16 protein-coding genes and 1 other annotated feature (1 of these 17 cut by a window edge) are annotated in these 18,213 nt (G+C 49.1%); all 16 genes read right to left on the bottom strand.

Annotated features, from left to right (window positions below; translation table 11 throughout):
• Nucleotides 1–56 (bottom strand) — a sequence feature (Phe leader region); it reaches 68 nt to the left of the window's first position.
• A complete protein-coding gene (gene pheM, locus LCF41_RS10280; RefSeq protein WP_001386830.1) occupies nucleotides 7–51 on the bottom strand; it encodes a pheST operon leader peptide PheM in 45 nt (14 codons plus the stop codon). Its footprint overlaps the feature before it by 45 nt.
• A 131-nt stretch (nucleotides 57–187) precedes the next feature.
• Nucleotides 188–544, bottom strand: coding sequence for a 50S ribosomal protein L20 (gene rplT / locus LCF41_RS10275; RefSeq protein WP_005968887.1), 357 nt, complete (start codon nucleotides 542–544; stop codon nucleotides 188–190).
• A gap of 43 nt (nucleotides 545–587) precedes the next feature.
• Complete coding sequence (gene rpmI / locus LCF41_RS10270) at nucleotides 588–785, bottom strand: 50S ribosomal protein L35 (protein ID WP_004263702.1); 198 nt, start codon at nucleotides 783–785, stop codon at nucleotides 588–590.
• Between the two features lie 112 nt (nucleotides 786–897).
• Complete coding sequence (infC, locus tag LCF41_RS10265) at nucleotides 898–1,440, bottom strand: translation initiation factor IF-3 (RefSeq protein WP_072034236.1); 543 nt, start codon at nucleotides 1,438–1,440, stop codon at nucleotides 898–900.
• A 3-nt stretch (nucleotides 1,441–1,443) separates the two neighbouring features.
• The gene (gene thrS / locus LCF41_RS10260; protein ID WP_225087960.1) at nucleotides 1,444–3,372 is read right to left on the bottom strand and encodes a threonine--tRNA ligase; all 1,929 of its coding nucleotides are present in this window, start codon (nucleotides 3,370–3,372) and stop codon (nucleotides 1,444–1,446) included.
• Nucleotides 3,373–3,632: 260 nt separating this feature from the next.
• Nucleotides 3,633–5,054, bottom strand: a complete 1,422-nt coding sequence (locus LCF41_RS10255; RefSeq protein WP_225087958.1) for an amino acid permease — start codon at nucleotides 5,052–5,054, stop codon at nucleotides 3,633–3,635.
• Nucleotides 5,055–5,179: 125 nt separating this feature from the next.
• Nucleotides 5,180–5,443, bottom strand: coding sequence for a YebO family protein (locus LCF41_RS10250; RefSeq protein ID WP_225087957.1), 264 nt, complete (start codon nucleotides 5,441–5,443; stop codon nucleotides 5,180–5,182).
• A 257-nt stretch (nucleotides 5,444–5,700) separates the two neighbouring features.
• Nucleotides 5,701–6,492 carry a DNA-binding transcriptional regulator KdgR gene (gene kdgR / locus LCF41_RS10245; protein ID WP_180741133.1) on the bottom strand — a complete coding sequence of 264 codons (792 nt, stop codon included), beginning with the start codon at nucleotides 6,490–6,492 and terminating at the stop codon, nucleotides 5,701–5,703.
• Nucleotides 6,493–6,706: 214 nt separating this feature from the next.
• Complete coding sequence (ogl, locus tag LCF41_RS10240) at nucleotides 6,707–7,873, bottom strand: oligogalacturonate lyase (RefSeq protein WP_225087956.1); 1,167 nt, start codon at nucleotides 7,871–7,873, stop codon at nucleotides 6,707–6,709.
• Between the two features lie 341 nt (nucleotides 7,874–8,214).
• A complete protein-coding gene (gene htpX / locus LCF41_RS10235) occupies nucleotides 8,215–9,096 on the bottom strand; it encodes a protease HtpX (protein WP_225087955.1) in 882 nt (293 codons plus the stop codon).
• A gap of 167 nt (nucleotides 9,097–9,263) precedes the next feature.
• Nucleotides 9,264–10,109, bottom strand: coding sequence for a glycerophosphodiester phosphodiesterase family protein (locus tag LCF41_RS10230; RefSeq protein ID WP_225087954.1), 846 nt, complete (start codon nucleotides 10,107–10,109; stop codon nucleotides 9,264–9,266).
• Between the two features lie 30 nt (nucleotides 10,110–10,139).
• Nucleotides 10,140–11,477, bottom strand: coding sequence for a sn-glycerol-3-phosphate ABC transporter substrate-binding protein UgpB (gene ugpB, locus LCF41_RS10225; RefSeq protein ID WP_225087953.1), 1,338 nt, complete (start codon nucleotides 11,475–11,477; stop codon nucleotides 10,140–10,142).
• A 237-nt stretch (nucleotides 11,478–11,714) separates the two neighbouring features.
• Complete coding sequence (locus LCF41_RS10220; protein ID WP_225087952.1) at nucleotides 11,715–12,938, bottom strand: L-lactate MFS transporter; 1,224 nt, start codon at nucleotides 12,936–12,938, stop codon at nucleotides 11,715–11,717.
• 184 nt (nucleotides 12,939–13,122) lie between these two features.
• Nucleotides 13,123–13,872 (bottom strand): LytR/AlgR family response regulator transcription factor, encoded by a 750-nt coding sequence (locus LCF41_RS10215; RefSeq protein ID WP_225087951.1) that lies wholly within the window; start codon nucleotides 13,870–13,872, stop codon nucleotides 13,123–13,125.
• A complete protein-coding gene (locus LCF41_RS10210) occupies nucleotides 13,869–15,614 on the bottom strand; it encodes a sensor histidine kinase (protein ID WP_225087950.1) in 1,746 nt (581 codons plus the stop codon). The genes LCF41_RS10215 and LCF41_RS10210 overlap by 4 nt, the downstream gene beginning before the upstream one ends.
• A gap of 167 nt (nucleotides 15,615–15,781) precedes the next feature.
• Nucleotides 15,782–17,950 (bottom strand): sensor domain-containing phosphodiesterase, encoded by a 2,169-nt coding sequence (locus tag LCF41_RS10205; RefSeq protein WP_225087949.1) that lies wholly within the window; start codon nucleotides 17,948–17,950, stop codon nucleotides 15,782–15,784.
• Between the last annotated feature and the right edge of the window lie 263 nt (nucleotides 17,951–18,213).

Here is an 18,213-nt window from a genome sequence, read left to right as displayed (position 1 = left end):
CTGAGTTCAGGTGCTAAAGTAAAAAAAGAAACGGAAAATAGCAGCATTCATGCTTGCGTTACCTTGTTTTAAAAGTCAACGTTTTGAGAATCACAAGAAGCCTTGTGAATAAAAAAGTGTTGAGAAAAATAAAAAATCTGTGACGTTGGACGAAAAGAGGGAGCCAAAGCTCCCTCTCTCAACTGACTTACGCCAGTGCTGCTTTCGCTTTTTCGACCAGAGCGCTGAACGCTAATTTGTCGAATACAGCGATATCAGCCAGAATCTTACGGTCAATTTCAACAGAGGCTTTTTTCAGGCCGTTGATGAATTTGCTGTAAGACAAGCCATTTTGACGGGCTGCTGCATTGATACGTGCAATCCACAGCTGACGGAATTGACGTTTACGTTGACGACGGTCGCGGTAAGCGTACTGACCAGCTTTGATTACTGCCTGGAAGGCAACACGATAAACGCGCGAACGGGCACCGTAGTAACCTTTCGCTTGTTTCAGTATTTTCTTGTGACGTGCACGGGCAACTACACCACGTTTTACGCGAGCCATATGCTCTCTCCTAAAGTCTTATTCTGAATTAAAAAAAGGTTACTTATGCGTACGGCAGACATGCGACAACCAGGCCCAGATCTCCTTTGGAGACCATGCCTTTCGGACGCAGATGACGTTTACGTTTAGTCGACTTTTTGGTCAGAATATGACGCAGGTTGGCATGCTTACGCTTGAAACCACCACCGGCAGTTTTTTTGAAGCGTTTAGCGGCGCCGCGTACTGTTTTAATCTTTGGCATTTTTATTTCCACTTCGCATTGTTAATAAAACGAATCAGATAAGGCGAACAAAACCGCACAGTTTTTTGCTTAACGCAAAATAAAAGCAGCGCGGTTCTGTTACTTGAGTGCCTTACTGTTTCTTCTTCGGTGCTAGCACCATGATCATCTGACGGCCTTCGATCTTCGTTGGGAAGGATTCGACGACAGCCAGTTCACTCAGATCGTCACGAACGCGGTTAAGCACTTCGATACCAATCTGTTGGTGCGCCATTTCACGACCGCGGAAACGCAGTGTGATTTTGGCTTTGTCACCATCTTCCAGAAAGCGAACCAGGTTGCGTAGTTTGACCTGATAGTCGCCATCATCGGTACCAGGTCGGAATTTGATTTCCTTGACCTGAATAACTTTTTGCTTCTTCTTCTGTTCCTTTGTGGCCTTACTCTTCTCATAGAGGAACTTGCCGTAATCCATGATTCGGCAAACCGGCGGCTCGGCGTTCGGACTGATTTCAACTAAATCAACACCTGCTTCCTCGGCTTTTTCTAATGCTTCATTCAGACTGACAATGCCAAGCTGTTCGCCTTCGACGCCTGTCAGGCGTACCTCATGTGCGCGAATTTCTCTGTTGATGCGATTAGGACGCGCCGGTTGAACTCGTTTTCCGCCTTTAATACCTTATTCCTCCAATTGATGAAGACTACGGCTGCGAATCTCTTGCTGCAGCTTACTGATGACTTCACTGACATCCAGACTCCCCAGGTCTTTACCGCGACGAGTACGGACAGCAACTTTTCCTGCCTCAACTTCTTTGTCGCCACAAACCAGCATATAGGGAACACGCCGTAAAGTGTGCTCGCGGATTTTAAAGCCTATCTTCTCATTTCTCAAGTCTGCTTTTACGCGAATGCCCGCTTCTTGCAATTTTCGGGTCAATTCGTTGACATAGTCAGACTGGGTATCGGTGATATTCATAATCACCACTTGAACCGGAGCTAACCAAGTTGGGAAGAAACCGGCGAATTCTTCGGTCAAAATACCGATGAAGCGCTCCATTGATCCCAAAATAGCCCGGTGAATCATAACCGGCACCTGACGTTCGTTGCTTTCACCAACGTAAGACGCATTCAGGCGACCCGGTAATGAAAAGTCGAGTTGCACCGTACCACACTGCCACGCACGATCCAAACAGTCATGCAGGGTAAATTCAATTTTTGGACCGTAGAACGCCCCTTCACCCGGCTGATAGTCAAATTCGATGTTATTTTCAGTCAACGCTGCGGCCAAGTCGGCTTCAGCGCGATCCCACATCTCATCGCTACCGATACGTTTTTCAGGACGCGTAGACAGTTTCACCACGATTTTTTCAAAACCGAAGGTGCTGTACATGTCATACACCATCTTGATGCAGCTGTTCACTTCATCACGAACCTGCTCTTCCGTACAGAAGATGTGCGCATCGTCCTGAGTAAAGCCACGCACGCGCATTAAACCATGCAGAGAGCCAGATGGTTCATTACGGTGACAGCTACCGAACTCGGCCATACGCAGCGGCAGATCGCGGTATGATTTCAATCCCTGATTGAAAATCTGTACGTGACCCGGGCAGTTCATCGGCTTGATGCAGTATTCACGGTTTTCTGATGAGGTCGTGAACATCGCTTCTTTGTAGTTTTCCCAGTGACCGGTTTTTTCCCACATCACGCGATCCATCATGAATGGACCTTTGACTTCCTGATACTGGTACGACTTCAGCTTCATGCGCACAAAGGCTTCCAGCTCGCGGAAGATCGTCCAACCGTCATTGTGCCAGAACACCATACCCGGCGCTTCTTCCTGCATGTGATACAGGTCCAGCTGTTTGCCGATTTTGCGATGGTCACGCTTCGCCGCTTCTTCCAGACGTTGCAGATAAGAAGCCAACTGCTTTTTGTCCGCCCACGCTGTGCCGTAAATACGTTGCAGCATTTTGTTTTTGCTGTCGCCACGCCAGTAAGCGCCCGACGTTTTCTGCAATTTGAAATGGTGGCAGAAACGCATATTCGGTACGTGCGGGCCGCGGCACATATCGATGTATTCTTCATGGTGATACAGACCCGGACGATCATCGCGGCTGATGTTCTCATCCAGAATCGCCATTTTGTAGGTCTCACCGCGCGCAGCGAACGCATCGCGCGCTTCCTGCCAACTGACTTTTTTCTTAATGACGTCATAGTCAGTGTCAGAAAGCTCGTGCATACGCTTTTCGAGCAGCTCAATATCTTCCTGAGTCAGGGTACGGTCGATATCTACGTCGTAGTAAAAACCGTTATCGATAACCGGACCAATCGCCATTTTGGTATCTGGCCACAGTTGCTTGATCGCATGACCCAATAAGTGCGCACAGGAGTGGCGAATAATTTCCAGACCCGCTTCATCTTTGGCAGTGATGATAGCTAACTGCGCATCGGTATCGATTTTATCGCTGGCATCAACCAGCTCGCCATTGACGCGTCCGGCGATACAGGCTTTTGCCAGACCGGGACCAATATCAAGTGCAACATCCAGGGGAGAAACGGCGTGGTCGTAATGACGCTGACTTCCATCAGGAAGGGTGATAACTGGCATTATAATTCCCTTATTTACAGTGGTGAGCCACACGAAAGCTCACATGCAAAAAATCGTCTATCAATTGAAAATCAAAAGTGTTAACCGTGCTATTTCTCTGTACTCTGTGAAATATATACACATGGTGCACACGACTAAAGGCGTGCACTAGCGTGACATGGATAACGTCGGGGACAATAATACACCTTATAAGTGGTGTATTAAAGCTGGATGGGTAGCCTGAACATCGTTACCGTATGATGAACAGGCCACGGGCATGTTTACTGTGTTTGCGTCAACTTCAGCGCCGCGTTATTTTTACGGGAAAGTCTGAAACCCAGCCAAATAACGGCAATCCAGAATGGAATTAAAATGACCGAAATGCGAATACCCGGCGACAGCAGCATAATCACCAAAATCCCCGCCAAAAACGCCAGACACAGGTAGTTGCCCCACGGATACCAGAAGGCTTTGAAGGCAGGAACAATGCCCTTCGCCATCATCGCCTGACGGAAACGCAGATGTGCAAAGCAGATCATGATCCAGTTAATCACCAGCGTCGACACCACCAGCGCCATCAACAGCTCAAACGCTTTGCCTGGCATCAGGTAGTTGATTGCTACACCGAACGATGTCGCTAAGGCTGACAACGCAATAGAGCGGACAGGTACACCGCGTCCGTTAACCTTCGCGAGAGATTTCGGCGCATTCCCCTGCTTTGCCAAACCGTACAACATCCGGCTATTACAGTACACGCCGCTGTTGTAAACCGATAACGCCGCCGTGAGTACCACAATGTTCAGTACGTTTGCCACCAAATTGCTATTCAGCGCATGGAAGATAAGAACAAACGGGCTACCGCCATCAACGACATTTCCCCACGGATAAAGCGATAACAAAATAGACAGCGCGCCGATATAGAAAATCAGGATGCGATAGACCACTTGATTCGTCGCCTGAGGAATAGAACGTTTCGGATCGGCAGCTTCTGCCGCGGTGATACCGACTAATTCCAGACCGCCGAATGAGAACATGATCACCGCCATGGCCATGATCAATCCACTTGCACCATTCGGCATGAATCCGCCATGAATCCATAGATTACGTATCGTTGCCGTTTCGCCGCCATTACCACTCAGCAGCAGCCAACTGCCGAAGACAATCATCCCGACGATGGCCAGCACTTTGATAATGGCGAACCAGAATTCCGTCTCCCCAAACATCCGCACATTCACCAGATTGATCAGGTTAATGAGCACGAAGAATATCGCGGCGGACAGCCAGGTTGGCGTCTCGGGCCACCAGTATTGGATATAAATCCCCACTGCCGTCAGTTCAGCCATCCCTACCAGAATAAACATCGCCCAGTAGTTCCAACCGGCCAGAAAGCCCGCAAAGTCGCCCCAGTATTTATAGGCAAAATGGCTGAACGAACCTGCTACTGGCTCTTCCACCACCATCTCGCCCAGTTGTCGCATAATCAGAAACGCAATCATTCCGGCAATCGCGTAGCCCAATAAAACGGACGGCCCAGCCATTTGGATAGTCTGCGATATCCCTAAAAACAAGCCAGTACCAATCGCGCCACCCAACGCTATCAGTTGAATATGCCGGTTTTTTAACCCTCGTTTTAAAACCAGTTCCTGTTGATCGCTTGCTCTATCTTTTTGATTGCTTGCTATGTTGTTTTGCGCATTTGCCATGTTGTTTTTGTGCTTCCTGTAAAGCCTTCTTCATTTTTATAACTATGCCTGCTCACGCCATCAGTATGAAAAATGACGTGAACAGGCAAAGAGATCGGGGTTAAACGCGACACAGTGATGGCGTATTAACGTTCAGGAATGACACTTTTAAACGTTAACTCCACGTCATCACGCTCTAACTCGGCGGTAAGCGTTTCAGGCTCACTTTTCTCTGCATTCTGGGGCAGCAATTTTTTCAATAATGCTAACTGCTGGCGTTGCTGCTCTACGATCTCTTGCAGCAATTTCACTTGCTCATTGGCTCTGACGCTCGCCCGATTAACAAAAAACCAGATCAGCGCGGCTAGCAGCACAACCAGAAAGACAAAAACCACTTCTAATATGTTCACAACGACTCCACTTATAACCACTTATGACAGAACCTGTGGGCTATCTTAACACCGTGACGTAGCCAAGTTCGATACCCAACCCTCTCCGCTCCCCATATCGTATTGATATGCAGCGCTATCGTATTGGTGCAAAAATAAAAAAACGTGGGGAGCATTTTTCAACATCGCTGGCGACGGCCCGAATGGTGGCGGACAGAGATGGATGACCATAAAAAAAGCCTGTCGGTCAGGACAGGCTTAGGTATCGATAGAGAATATCAGAACGGGTAATCGTGGTAGCCCATTTGCTCAGAGATATTTCTGGCGGCCGTATGCAGCGTAGCCACATATTCGTGTTTGTTTTCTTCCGAAAAACGAATTGTCGGGAAAGAAATACTGAGGCCAGCAATCACCACGCCAAAGCGATCGAATACTGGCACAGCGATACAACGCAACCCTTCTTCCTGCTCTTCGTTGTCTTCTCCGTAACCTTGTCCGCGGACAACGTCTAATTGATTGAGAAGATCTTCAGCAGTACACAGCGTGTGTGGCGTACTGCGGGTGAATTCAACCGTCGACAGAATCTCTTCTACTTCGCCACGATCGCGCCATGCCAACAGCACTTTACCAATTGCAGTACTGTGCAGCGGATTACGGCGACCAATACGCGAATACATCCGCAGGTTATACATCGAATCAATCTTGTGGATATAAACGATGCCGTCTTCATCCAACGCACCAAGGTGGATCGTTTCCCGCGTCAGGGCAGACAACTCACGCATCTGTATATCCGCACTGCGGATTAAATCGACGTTCTGCAATGCTTTTGCACCAAGTTCAAATAACTTGAGCGTTAACGAATATTTCTCTGATTCACCTTCCTGCGCGACATAGCCCAGGGATTTCATCGTCTGCAAGAAGCGGTAAACGGTACTCTTGGACATCATGACTCGCTGAGAAAGCTCGGTAATACCAATTTCTCTCTCTTCACCTAATGCCTGCAAAATACCAAAAACCTTTAAAACGGACGACACGGAATCGGGTTGTTTATCTAAATCTGCAATAGCCATTTTTGTGGTTACCCTACTCAGGTTTTTTTGTTTTAAAAAAAATAGAACAATGGTTTTAGTATAAAGGGAACGCTTTGATTATGGCAATGGAGCAACAACGATAATCAAGTTAAGTTTGAGAAATAACCGCGTCAGAGACTTAATAAAATAATATGTAAGTAAATATTTTAAAATAATCCGCGCCATAAAATGTGACGCGGATTTATTAGTATTATTAATTCCAGACGGAATCAGGAACCTTCGCCAGATACAGCGCAGGTTTGCCATCTACGTCAGAAGTAAACAGGACTTGTTTATTATCCGGCGTGAAAGAAGGATGTGGGTGAGTCACCTGACGGTCCCCTTCCAACACTTCCCAGGATGTATTGTGCTGTGCAATACGATGTTCTTTGCCCGTTTTCAGGTTGAAAACATACAGGAACGGATCGTTCTCGATTTTATAGCCGCCATCGTCCTGCACGTCGACCGGCGCATCGGAACCATCACCGACCAACAGCGTGCCATCATAGTTACTCATCAGGTGAGAACACGGCGGCATGACGCGCAGTTGACGATCTTCAAGCGTAACCGGATCGATGCTGCGGATATAGCGATTGCTATCGTCTTTCAGGTAAGAGACGTAAATCATCGCTGAACCATCCGGCACCCAGAATTCGTGGGTGCAGCTTTCGCCTTCAGCATGCTCTTTCACTTTACGCATGTTGGTCCCATCTTCGTTGATAAACCACATACGGGCATCAACCAGGTCATGCGGGCCTTCGTGGCAGAAAGCTACGGTGTTGTCATCACCCGGACGGTAGATTGGGTGACCCAGCCACTGGTTTTCCTGAAGGATAGTCTGCGCTTCGCCCGTGACCAAATCGACACGAATCAGGCGACAGCAAGGATTAGTGAAGTAGAATTCCTGGAATTTTTTCCAATCGGTCAGTGGTTTCCAGTCTTCTTTTTTGATCTCAATACCGACCATTTTGGTGCAATCGGAGTTGGCGACCCAGGTACCGTAGCCGACCCAGTCGTCAGGCACCTGATAAATCGTTTTCTCTTCCAGTGTCTCCAGATCGACACGCATCAGATTACGGGTATTTTTAACGTAATACAGCGCATCGTCATTCGGGGACAGGAAGCCACCGAAGGTGTTGTCGCCTTTGCCTTCCGTCAACTGTGTGGCGCTCTGCTCTTTTAAATCCAGCAGATAGTAGTTCCACGGGCCATCAAACGCAGCGCCAAACAGCAGCTTGCTGCCGTCATTGAAGAAACACTTCTGGTAGAAATAGTTGCGATGGCAGATAACATCGGGCGGGGTTAAACGCACAACTTCGGTGCCGGTTGCTGAATCCTGGTAGGTATGAAACGTTAGGGGGATCTTGTTACCTTTGGCCATCCGTAAATCCTTAGAACTTATCATGAAGAATCTGACGCCACACGCGCATACTCTTCGATAACCTGACATTCCGATCGCCCAGCAAGCGGGTTACCCCGACACCGGTTGTTCAAAAGTCAGGCCACCAATCTCACGCGAGACGCCTGTTATATCGGCATTATAGAAACAATGTTTCATTTTTCCGTGATCGTGGTTTTATTTTATAAAACATTCTTCCTATTTTCACCACCTGTTTCAGATCTAATGAAAACACACGAACGGAGAAAACGCAGGTTTGTTGGATCAAGAAACGCAGAAATAACAAAGGCCCGAACGGGCCTTTGGGAAGAAAATATCGTGAGTTACTTCAGGTAATCGCCGGAGCGCAGCGCTTCAATGCGCTTATCCAACGGCGGGTGAGACATAAACAGTTCGCTGAAGGATTTCGATTTTCCGTTAATGCAGAAAGCCATCATGCTGCTCTCTTCCTGCGGTTCATAGCTGGTCTTCAGGCGTTGCAGTGCAGCGATCATTTTCTCACGCCCCACCAGCTTGGCTGACCCCGCATCCGCGTGGAATTCACGGTAGCGTGAGAACCACATGGTGATAATGCTGGCGAGAATACCAAACACCAGTTCCAGCACGGTCGCGACAGCAAAATAAACCAGCGGGTTGCCGTTACTGCTTTCCCCTTCATCACGGTTGCCGGACAGGAACCCGGAAACAACCTGAGCGATCAGACGGGAAACGAAGATAACGAAAGTATTCACTATCCCCTGAACCAACGTCATGGTCACCATGTCGCCATTCGCAATGTGGCTGATTTCATGCGCGATAACGGCTTCTGCTTCGTCACGACTCATGTTTTGCAACAAACCGGTACTGACCGCCACCAGCGATGCATCACGACGAGCGCCCGTCGCAAAGGCATTGATGTCCGGAGCATGGTAGATAGCCACCTGCGGCATCGCGATCCCCGCCTGCTGTGACTGTGTACGAACGGTTTCCATCAGCCAGCGTTCGGTTTCGTTACGTGGCTGTTCAATGACTTCACCGCCAACGGACCGTAACGCCATCCATTTAGACATCAGCAGTGAAACAAACGCACCGCCAAAGCCAAACAGCCCAGCCATAATCATTAAGCCCTGGACACTGCTGGACTGAATTCCCGTCAGGCTGAGTACCAGCCCGAAAACCAACATCACCGCCAGGTTGGTGATCAGGAAAAGCGCAATACGCATCATAAAGGTCTGATTTCCTCTCGCAGAAAGATAAAGTTTGCAACACATACATCGTATGGGTTGCCGTGGCATTTTCAAGCATTCTTAACTTTTCAGTTACTAAATCCACATAACTTTACACTTTTCAAAAGGAAAGCGGCGTCCTATCTGATGTTAATCCTGCTGCGTTATCACAACAGCGTTGATCGAAAATCGATAAATGCGTCGACGTGATCGACCTGAATCGCGCCCGCCCCAGCACGAATTAATGCTCCCCATACGGCGTCAGGATCCGCTAAGGCGTGCGTATCGCTATAGTCGAGAGAATGCGAGCAATCCAGCGTGTTCACCCAAATCCGCACCCCAAGCCGTTGAAACTCGGCATACGCTTCGGTCACCGCATCAATATGATCAAAATTAGCTTCCACAATGGCGATGCCAATATCATCAACCTGCCGCAGAATATCGACGGTTTCCCCCCGTTTGAGATGGACCATCGGCATATAAGGTATCTGGGTATCCCACGCTGGGGAAGCAATAGGAAAATGAGTAGCCGCAAGATCAACGGGACTTTTCATGATCGCGCCCGCGCTTAGACCTTTATCGCGAATATCGCGGGCGATCACGCCAAATTCACGTTCATGTTTTACATCTACGTTGATGACAACCCGCCCTCGCGCCTCTTCGAGGATTTCATACAACAGCGGCACCTTTTCATCACCCAATGGCCATGCCGAGCCGCCGTCACTCCCGCGCAAACGCGCCTGACGGATTTCCGCCAGCGTCATCTGGCTAATGCGACCGCGCATATCGCTCGTGCGATCGAGCGTATCATCATGAATCACGACAACGTGGCTATCTGCCGTCAATTGCGCATCAATCTCCACAACATCAACGCCCAGACGAATCGCCTCGCGTAACGCCGCTAGCGAATTCTCTGGTGCCGATGCCCAAACGCCGCGATGTGCCACAGCCAGAACCGTCGCGTTTTGCGTCGCGATCACGTCCTGAACCCTACCTTTATTTTGCTTTGTCATCAGTCGAAAGCTCCAAATAAACGGGGAATATCACGAATGACGGGAAACCGACTGCGCGAAATGCTGCAACAGGCGATCGCCCCGCGAAACCACATTGTCCAGCGCCTGCTGTGGTGTTTCCTGTTCTGCCCAGACCTTCTCCAGCTCTTCATCCATGATGGTGCGAATTTGCGGCATATTACCCAAACGGAAGCCGCGCGTATAAGGCAGTGGCGGTTTGTTGGTGAGCTGTTTCATAGCGACATCGCTACCGGGGTATCTGACATAAAACCCTTGCTCGCGCGTGAGTTCGTAAGCGGGTTGCGTCACCGGCAGATAACCTGTCATCTGATGCCATTCAGCGGCATTTTCTGGCAGCGTCAGGAAATGCAAGAATTCAGCAATACCTTGATAATGCGAGGCCGCTTTGCCTTTCATGACCCAGAGGCTTGCTCCTCCGATGAACGAATTCTGCGGCGCACCTTTGGCCTCTTCGCTGTAAGGCAACATGCCGACACCGTAGTGAAATTTGGCATAGTTCTGAATCTTGCGTAATCCACCCGATGAGGCGGTCAATATGCCGCAGTCGCCGTTATAAAAGCGGGCGGTGCCTTCATCATTGCGGCCGAAATAACTGAATTCATTCTTTTTCATCATCTGCGCAAGCTGGGCAATGTGTGCGACCTGCAACGGACCGTTCACCAACAGATGCGCATCGACACCGTCGAAGCCATTGTTTTTCGTCGCGATCGGCAGTCCGTTCCACACGCTAAACGCTTCCAGCAATATCCAACCCTGCTGCCCTGCGTTCGTATAGCCGCACGTCATTCCACTCTGACGCAGCCGCGCCGCGTCGTACGCCAGCTCCGTCCAGGTCCGTGGCGGCTTATCAGGATCGAGCCCTGCCTTACTAAATGCATCTTTGTTGTAGTAGAGAACGGGGGTTGAGCTGTTAAATGGTTGGGAAATCAGATGTCCGGTCTGGCTGTCGCTGTAAAACAGCGCCACCGCGGGCAGAAAGGCCTTTTCGTCATTCTCGATACCAACCTGCTTGAACAGCTCGAACACCGGGATGATCGCCCCGCTATGTATCATATTCGGTGTACCGACATCATAAACCTGCAAAATATCCGGTGTGTTACCAGTGCGATACGCGGCAATTCCCGCAGCCAGCGTCTGCTCATAGCTGCCTTTATAGATGGGTTCAACGTGGTATGTCGTCTGAGATTCATTAAATCGGTTAACCAACCGAATCAGTTCCGTATTCAAATTGCTGTCCATGCCATGCCAGAACGTCAGTTCAACGGCCGCTCTGGCAGACAGCGGGACGAACAAGAGCATATTTAACAGCAGCAGAAAAATAGACGTGAACCTAAACCGAATTGTCATGATGTTTTCTCCGGTACAATTTTTAGGAAAAAATCGTGGCGTTAAGGAAAGCCTCGTTTGGGAAAACGTGTTTTAGGAAAACGCAGTACTGGTAGCGACGCTAGGATTCGCCTGTGACACGTTGATGACCGGAGAAGTGATGAACTGTATCGCGATATTTCAGCAGAGAAGAGAAAGGGTGTATGTCAGCACAATCTTGTGGCGAGCAGAACATCGGCTGCCCGCCACGGTATTCGATTAGCTTTGAGCGTGAGCCATATCTGCACGCAGTGAAGCACTAACCGGTTGATGTTTAGGTGGCTTGACCCACAGAGTAATCAGCAGCGAAACGACAGACATGATGATGATTGCCGTAAATGTGGCCTGGAAGCCTCCAAGCTGCGCCGCGATAAACGAACCCGACAGCGCGCCAATGCCGAATCCCTGATAAATGACGCCATAGTTTTTGCTGTGATTTTTCAGGCCAAAGAAGTCACCAACAATCGCTGGGAACACGGTGATATTGCCACCAAAGCAGAAAGCAATCGCGCTGACACAGATAAAGAACAGCAGCGGATTCAGCGGCAGGAACGTCATTACGGAGACCGCAAGAATCGTCACGAACAGCGTAAAGCTGATGACCCGCATACGCCCGACACTGTCGGAAAGCGCGCCAAGGACTATGCGGCCCACGGTATTAAAAATCGCAATCGCCGACACCGCATTGGCCGCCATCGCCCTATCCATTCCGGCCATTTGCACGCCGATATCTTTCACAATACCGATCAAATACAGCCCGCTCATGCACGCGGTGAAGAAGATAATAAACAGCAAATACGACTCTTTCGTTGCCAACATTTCAGCCAGCGAGAAATCACGTGTCTGCCCCTGAACCGCAGTCTGCTGAGCTGGCACCGCAGCAGGCTCTTTCAGCAATGAACTCCCGACCAGAATCATCGCCATGACGATAACGCCCCAGTAGAAGAAGGCTTCTGACACGCCCACTTCCGCAATCAGAAAACTGTTGACGTACTTGAACAGCAAGCTGCCGGTACCAAAGGCACCAACAGAAATGCCTGCTATCAGCCCTTTACGATTCGGGAACCATTTGATCAGATTGGATAACGCCGTGATATAAGCCGTACCGTCAGCAAAACCGACAACCACGCCCATCAGCAAATAAATCAGGGTCAGCGACGGGCTCACCGCACTCGCCATCAGCCCCGCGCCCAATGCGATACCGGCAATCATGGTCAGGCGGCGCAGGCCAATCCGCTCCTGAAACTTACCGGCAAACAACGTAGCAAAGGCCAGGCAGAAACTGGTGATGGAAAACGTCGTCGCCACTGAACTCAGCGTCCAGCCAAATTTGTCCACCAGCGGCTGGTTGAACAAACTCCAGGTGTAAATCGTGCCGAGTCCCATTTGGGTGATAATGGTACCGAGAACGATTAATCCCCGATTAGCAGGTTTGGTATTCATGGGTTTTCCCCTACATCAAAAAGTGGTCCGATTCACTCGGTACGCTAAAAAATATAAGCTGATGTGGAGAAGGAAAAATCCATCAAAACACTGTCAGCTTATGGGCTGAAGCCAGTATACAAGCGGGCTGACAGTGATTGATCGAATGGGGAATGAGATGCCTGAAACGCGGAATGAAATGCCTTTAAAGGCGCATCAATGACCTGAACGCCTTTATCTTGCTCCGGCTTACCGGCACTTCAAAATCCAGGTCGTTCAATCGCAGAATATAGGTGTTGTTAAACCACGGCACAATTTCACGGATTTTTGTCAGGTTGACGCAATAAGAACGGTGACAGCGGAAAAAGTACTCTTCCGGCAAACGGCTACAAAACTCCGTAATATTCATCGGCATGATGAATTCCTCACGTCGGGTATAAACCAGCGTGACCTTTTCCTGCGCCGCGGCATAGTAGATATTGTTGATATCCGTGACGATAATGCGTTCGTCTTTCATCAGGTTAATGGTGTGCTGCGCACTTCTCGGCGCACCAGAAGACGCGCCAGTGTCGACAGCGGGAGCCATTTGCCGCTGTTGCCAGGTCGCTTCCAGCTTACGCAGCATCGTGACGATGCGTGATTCATGATACGGCTTAAGAATGTAATCAAAGGCTTCGACTTCAAAGGCCTCCACCGCATGCTCTTTGTACGCCGTAATAAAAATGATGTAGGGCTTATGCGCAAATTTGCTGATATTTTGCGCCAGCCAGACGCCGTCCAACGAGGGAATATTGATATCCAGGAAGATCGCATCGACCTCGTTATGCTGCAAATACTTCAGTACATCCAGCCCGTCATCAAATGTCGCCTCAATCGTAATATTACTGTGTTGTTTGATGAGATAACTCAGCTCTTGCTGCGCGAGGAACTCATCTTCAACAATAATGGCTTTCATGGGTTGCCTCCGGTTTGTTCAGCAGCAGAATATCCCGACGACGGCACCTGAATGGTATCCGGCAAGGCCGACGGTATTTTCTCTTCTCGTGGAATGTAGAAATAAATTTCAGTGCCGGGTTCCAGACGACGAATATGCAGGCCATCGCCATAAAGCAGGCGAACCCGGTGATGGACATTCAGCAAGCCAATTCGATTCCCCGGTAACTCATTACGCGCCACGCGATCCATCGTTTCCTGACTAATACCGTGCCCCGTGTCTTTTACCGCCACCAGCAGCCTATCACCCTGCTCTTTCACGGATAGCACCACCGTGCCTTTCCCTCGACAAGGCTGAATACCATGCACAATCGCGTTTTCCACCAGTGGCTGAATTAATAAGCTGGGAATCTTATACGCCAGATCGTCATCGATATCGTAAATCACCGTCAGCTTGGCGCCAAACCGCGCCTGCTCAATCGCGATATAATCCTGTATCTGGTACAGCTCTTTTTTTATATCGATCAGCGCATCATCATTAAGCTCGAGGTTATAGCGTAAATAGCGTGACAGATTGATCACCAACTGACGCGCGGTATCGGGATTAATACGAATAGACGAGGAAATCGCATTCAGCGCATTAAAAAGAAAGTGTGGGTTGATTTTACTTTGCAGCGCTCTCAATTCCGCCTTATTTGCCATATCACGTAGCTGTTCGGTGCGGGATACTTCAATTTGCGTTGACATGATTTGTGATAAACCGACGGCCATCACGCGTAATGAATAGGTAATTTTGTGGGCATGGCGATAATAGATTTTTAGCGTACCCGTCACCTGCCCGTGCTCCCACAGCGGAATGACAATCATCGAGTGGATTTCCGGCGTCAGGTGCTGTTCATCATTATTTTTAATGATGATTTTTCCGTCATGAATCGCCTGTTGCGTCATTGGGCTGATAATGTCGTGGCCAATATTATATTTTTCTTCCCCAATCCCCACATAAGCCTGAATATGCTGCGTATTCGTTATCGCCACCGCGTCCGCATTAATTTCAGTACGAATGATGCGACAGATAGCCGTCAGCGAATCACTGTTGATATTGCGGAAATACGGCAGTGTTTTATGTGCAATATCCAACGCAAGCTTGGCCTGTCTGGCCGCAATCACCTCTTTTTCATTCGCCACACTCTGCACCAGCAACACAATCAGGCCAATACAGACAGAACCGAGAATCATCGGCACCGCAATTTTTGAAACAATATCCAACCCTAACGCGATCGGCGTCGCCCATGCTACCACCAGCAACATCGTTAACGATTCACACAGCATCCCCCCCAGGATTCCAATGCTCCACTGCTGCTCTTTTTTGACTTTCTTATTGATGTAGCCAGAAGTGATACCGGCGATGATGCTGGTAATCAGGCAAGGTACGGAGGTGATGCCATCAATATCAATGAGATAGCGGTGCACTCCCGCAATGATACCCGTCGCAATTCCCACCCAGGGGCCGAAGAGAATACCGCCAGACATCACGGCAATGACGCGCACGTTGACGAGCGACCCTTCAACATTAATACCGGAGTAAGTACCAAACAGCGCAAACAGTGAAAAAATGGCTGTCACCGTCGCACGCTCTCCCGGCGAATGCTGCTCTTTTTGCAGCAATTGCCGGAACTGACGTGTTCGGGTCAGGAAAAACAGGCAAATCAGCATCAGTGCGGCGCGGTCGAAGACTGCAAGGAGCATCTCAAATATTTCGTGCACGGGACATCCGGTACAGGTTTACAAGCCTGCACTATAGAAAAAATGTGATCCGGATTCCACTTTTTAGTCTGTTAGCCGCGTGTACCGTACGGAATTATGAAAGCCAGCGGACGCTGGCCTTTAAGAAAGAAAGACATACCACAACCGTTATCCGTCTATTTACTACCTTAAACGTCTATGGGCTTATTCAATTTCAGTAGCTGAGTAAATTCCTCCGCAGGCATCGGATGCCCAAACAGGTATCCCTGCGCTTCCTCACACCCTTTACCCCGCAGTCGTTCGCTCTGTTCTAATGTTTCTACCCCCTCTGCAATCACGCCCAGGCCAAAACTTTTCCCGAGATACAGGATCGCCCGGACAATCGCCGCGTCCGGAGGAGATTCACACATGGTTCTGACAAAAGTCTGATCGATCTTCAACCGAGTCACCGGGTAATTTTTCAGCATACTCAGCGACGCGTAGCCCGTTCCATAGTCGTCAAAAGCAATACCGATCCCCGCTTCGCGCAGCGCCTTCAGCGGTTGCAGCATGTTTTCATCGTAACGTAGGATGATATTTTCCGTGATTTCCAGCTCCAGCGAGCTTGGCTGCAATCCTGTACGCGCAAGAATATCCATAATCTTCTGCGCCAACATACCGGTACGAAACTGTGCGCTGAAAAGATTAATGCTGATGCGAAAATAGCTGTCGTTTTCCCGACACCATTCCGCCGCCTGCCGACATGCCGTTTCGACGATCCAATCACCGACTCGCTCAGCCCACGGGCCATTTTCCAATGCGGTAAGAAAGGCAGCAGGACCAAGTAACCCTCTTTCCGGGTGACGCCAGCGCAGCAGCGCTTCTGCACCAACGATCTCATTTGTCGCCAGTTTTACCTGTGGCTGGTAGAACATCTCAAATTCATTCTGCTCATAAGCGCGCACGAACTCTAGCTGAAAGGCATGTTTGGCCTGAAAGACTTCAAGCAACTCGCGCGTAAAAAAGCGGTAACAGTTTCGACCTTCGGATTTCGCCTGATACAGCGCTAAATCCGCGCTGGTCAAAAGATCCTGCACAGTCAGGCCATATTCTGGGTACAGCACCGCCCCAATGCTGGCGCTAATATTGATTTGATGATCGTCAATAATCATCGCCTGCGAAATTTCATGGATAATTTGCTCAGCAATTTTTCCCGCGACTTTTTTATCATTCAGGCCGGGAAACAACAGCGCAAACTCATCTCCACCCATGCGTGCCACAACATCACCGGAGCGAACCGTGGCTTTTATTTTTTTAGCGACGTGCACCAGAATATTGTCGCCACTGGAGTGCCCCAGGCTGTCATTCACATCTTTAAACCCGTCCAGATCGACCATCATGATGCAGACCGCGGGTTCATTCTTTAGCGCCGTTTCCAGATTGGATGTCAGTAACGTCCGATTTACCAGCCCGGTTAGCGGATCCAGATGCGCCAGCAAAAACAGGCGTTCTTCATTGCGCCGCCGCTCTGTAATGTCGCGCAATATTGCGCCATAGCTAACATTGTTGTTGTCTTCCCACATCGAAACTGACAGTTCGACCGGAACTAGGCTACCGCTTTTGGCTTGCACGTTCAGTTCCAGCGTCACGCCTTTCATCAGCGAATCACGATCGGCAACCAGGTGATTAAGCTGTACAACAAAGGCATCGGGTACAATGGTATTAATACTGCGGCCAATGATTTCCTCATCAGTGTATTCCAGCATATGCTCCGCGGCAGTATTCCAGAAGGTAATCATCCCCTTCTCATTAACGCACAGAATGGTATCAGGCGAGGTATTGGCAATATTTTCAAAACGAACCTGACTGGCTTTACGCGCCAGTTCCAAACGCCGCATTTCCAGCTTATCCATCACTAATGAAGCCAGATCCTGCAAATTGTGCTCGTCACGTTTGCTGAATGTCGCTCTGGGTTTCAAATCGATAATACATAAGGTACCAATGGCATGTCCGGACGGCGTAATTAAGGGAATACCGGCATAAAAACGAATGTAGGGAACCCCCACAACCAGAGGATTATTTTTAAAACGCGCATCCTTGAGTGCATCAGGCACTACCATGATTTTTTTCTTCAGGATCGTATGCGCGCAAAAAGAGATATCACGAGGGGTTTCGCAAAAAGGAACCCCCACGCTGGCAGCAAACAGTTGGCGCTCAGCCTCCACCAACGACACCAAAACGATAGGTACGCTAAAGATGTTAGCGGCCAGACTAATCAGGTTACTCAAACTCGGGTCAAATAATACGTTCTTAATTCCATACTCACGAAGAGCAGCAAGACGTTTGTCTTCATCTTTGCTTACCGGGGCACGGCTCATGGGTTCCCCCCTCCCATCGTATTTAATGTTCAGATTAGACAAAAATTTAGCTATAAATCCAAAATGTTGCAGCAATGAGCACGATAAGAACAGCGGGCCAGCGTTATCAAACCAAAGCCCCTTCTCTTGCCTAGAATCACGACACATGGTGGCTGAGTGTTGAGTATGGCAAAAGATCCAGACTCTATCATCCCTGCAAATCATTAATAATAACAAGTGGAAGTATCAATTAAGATGATAGATGAAAAGCGAAATAGAAAGAT

Source organism: Pectobacterium colocasium (assembly GCF_020181655.1).
Lineage (GTDB): Bacteria > Pseudomonadota > Gammaproteobacteria > Enterobacterales > Enterobacteriaceae > Pectobacterium > Pectobacterium colocasium.
Note: the sequence above shows the minus strand (reverse complement) of the source record. Positions and strands in the feature narration are given on the sequence as shown.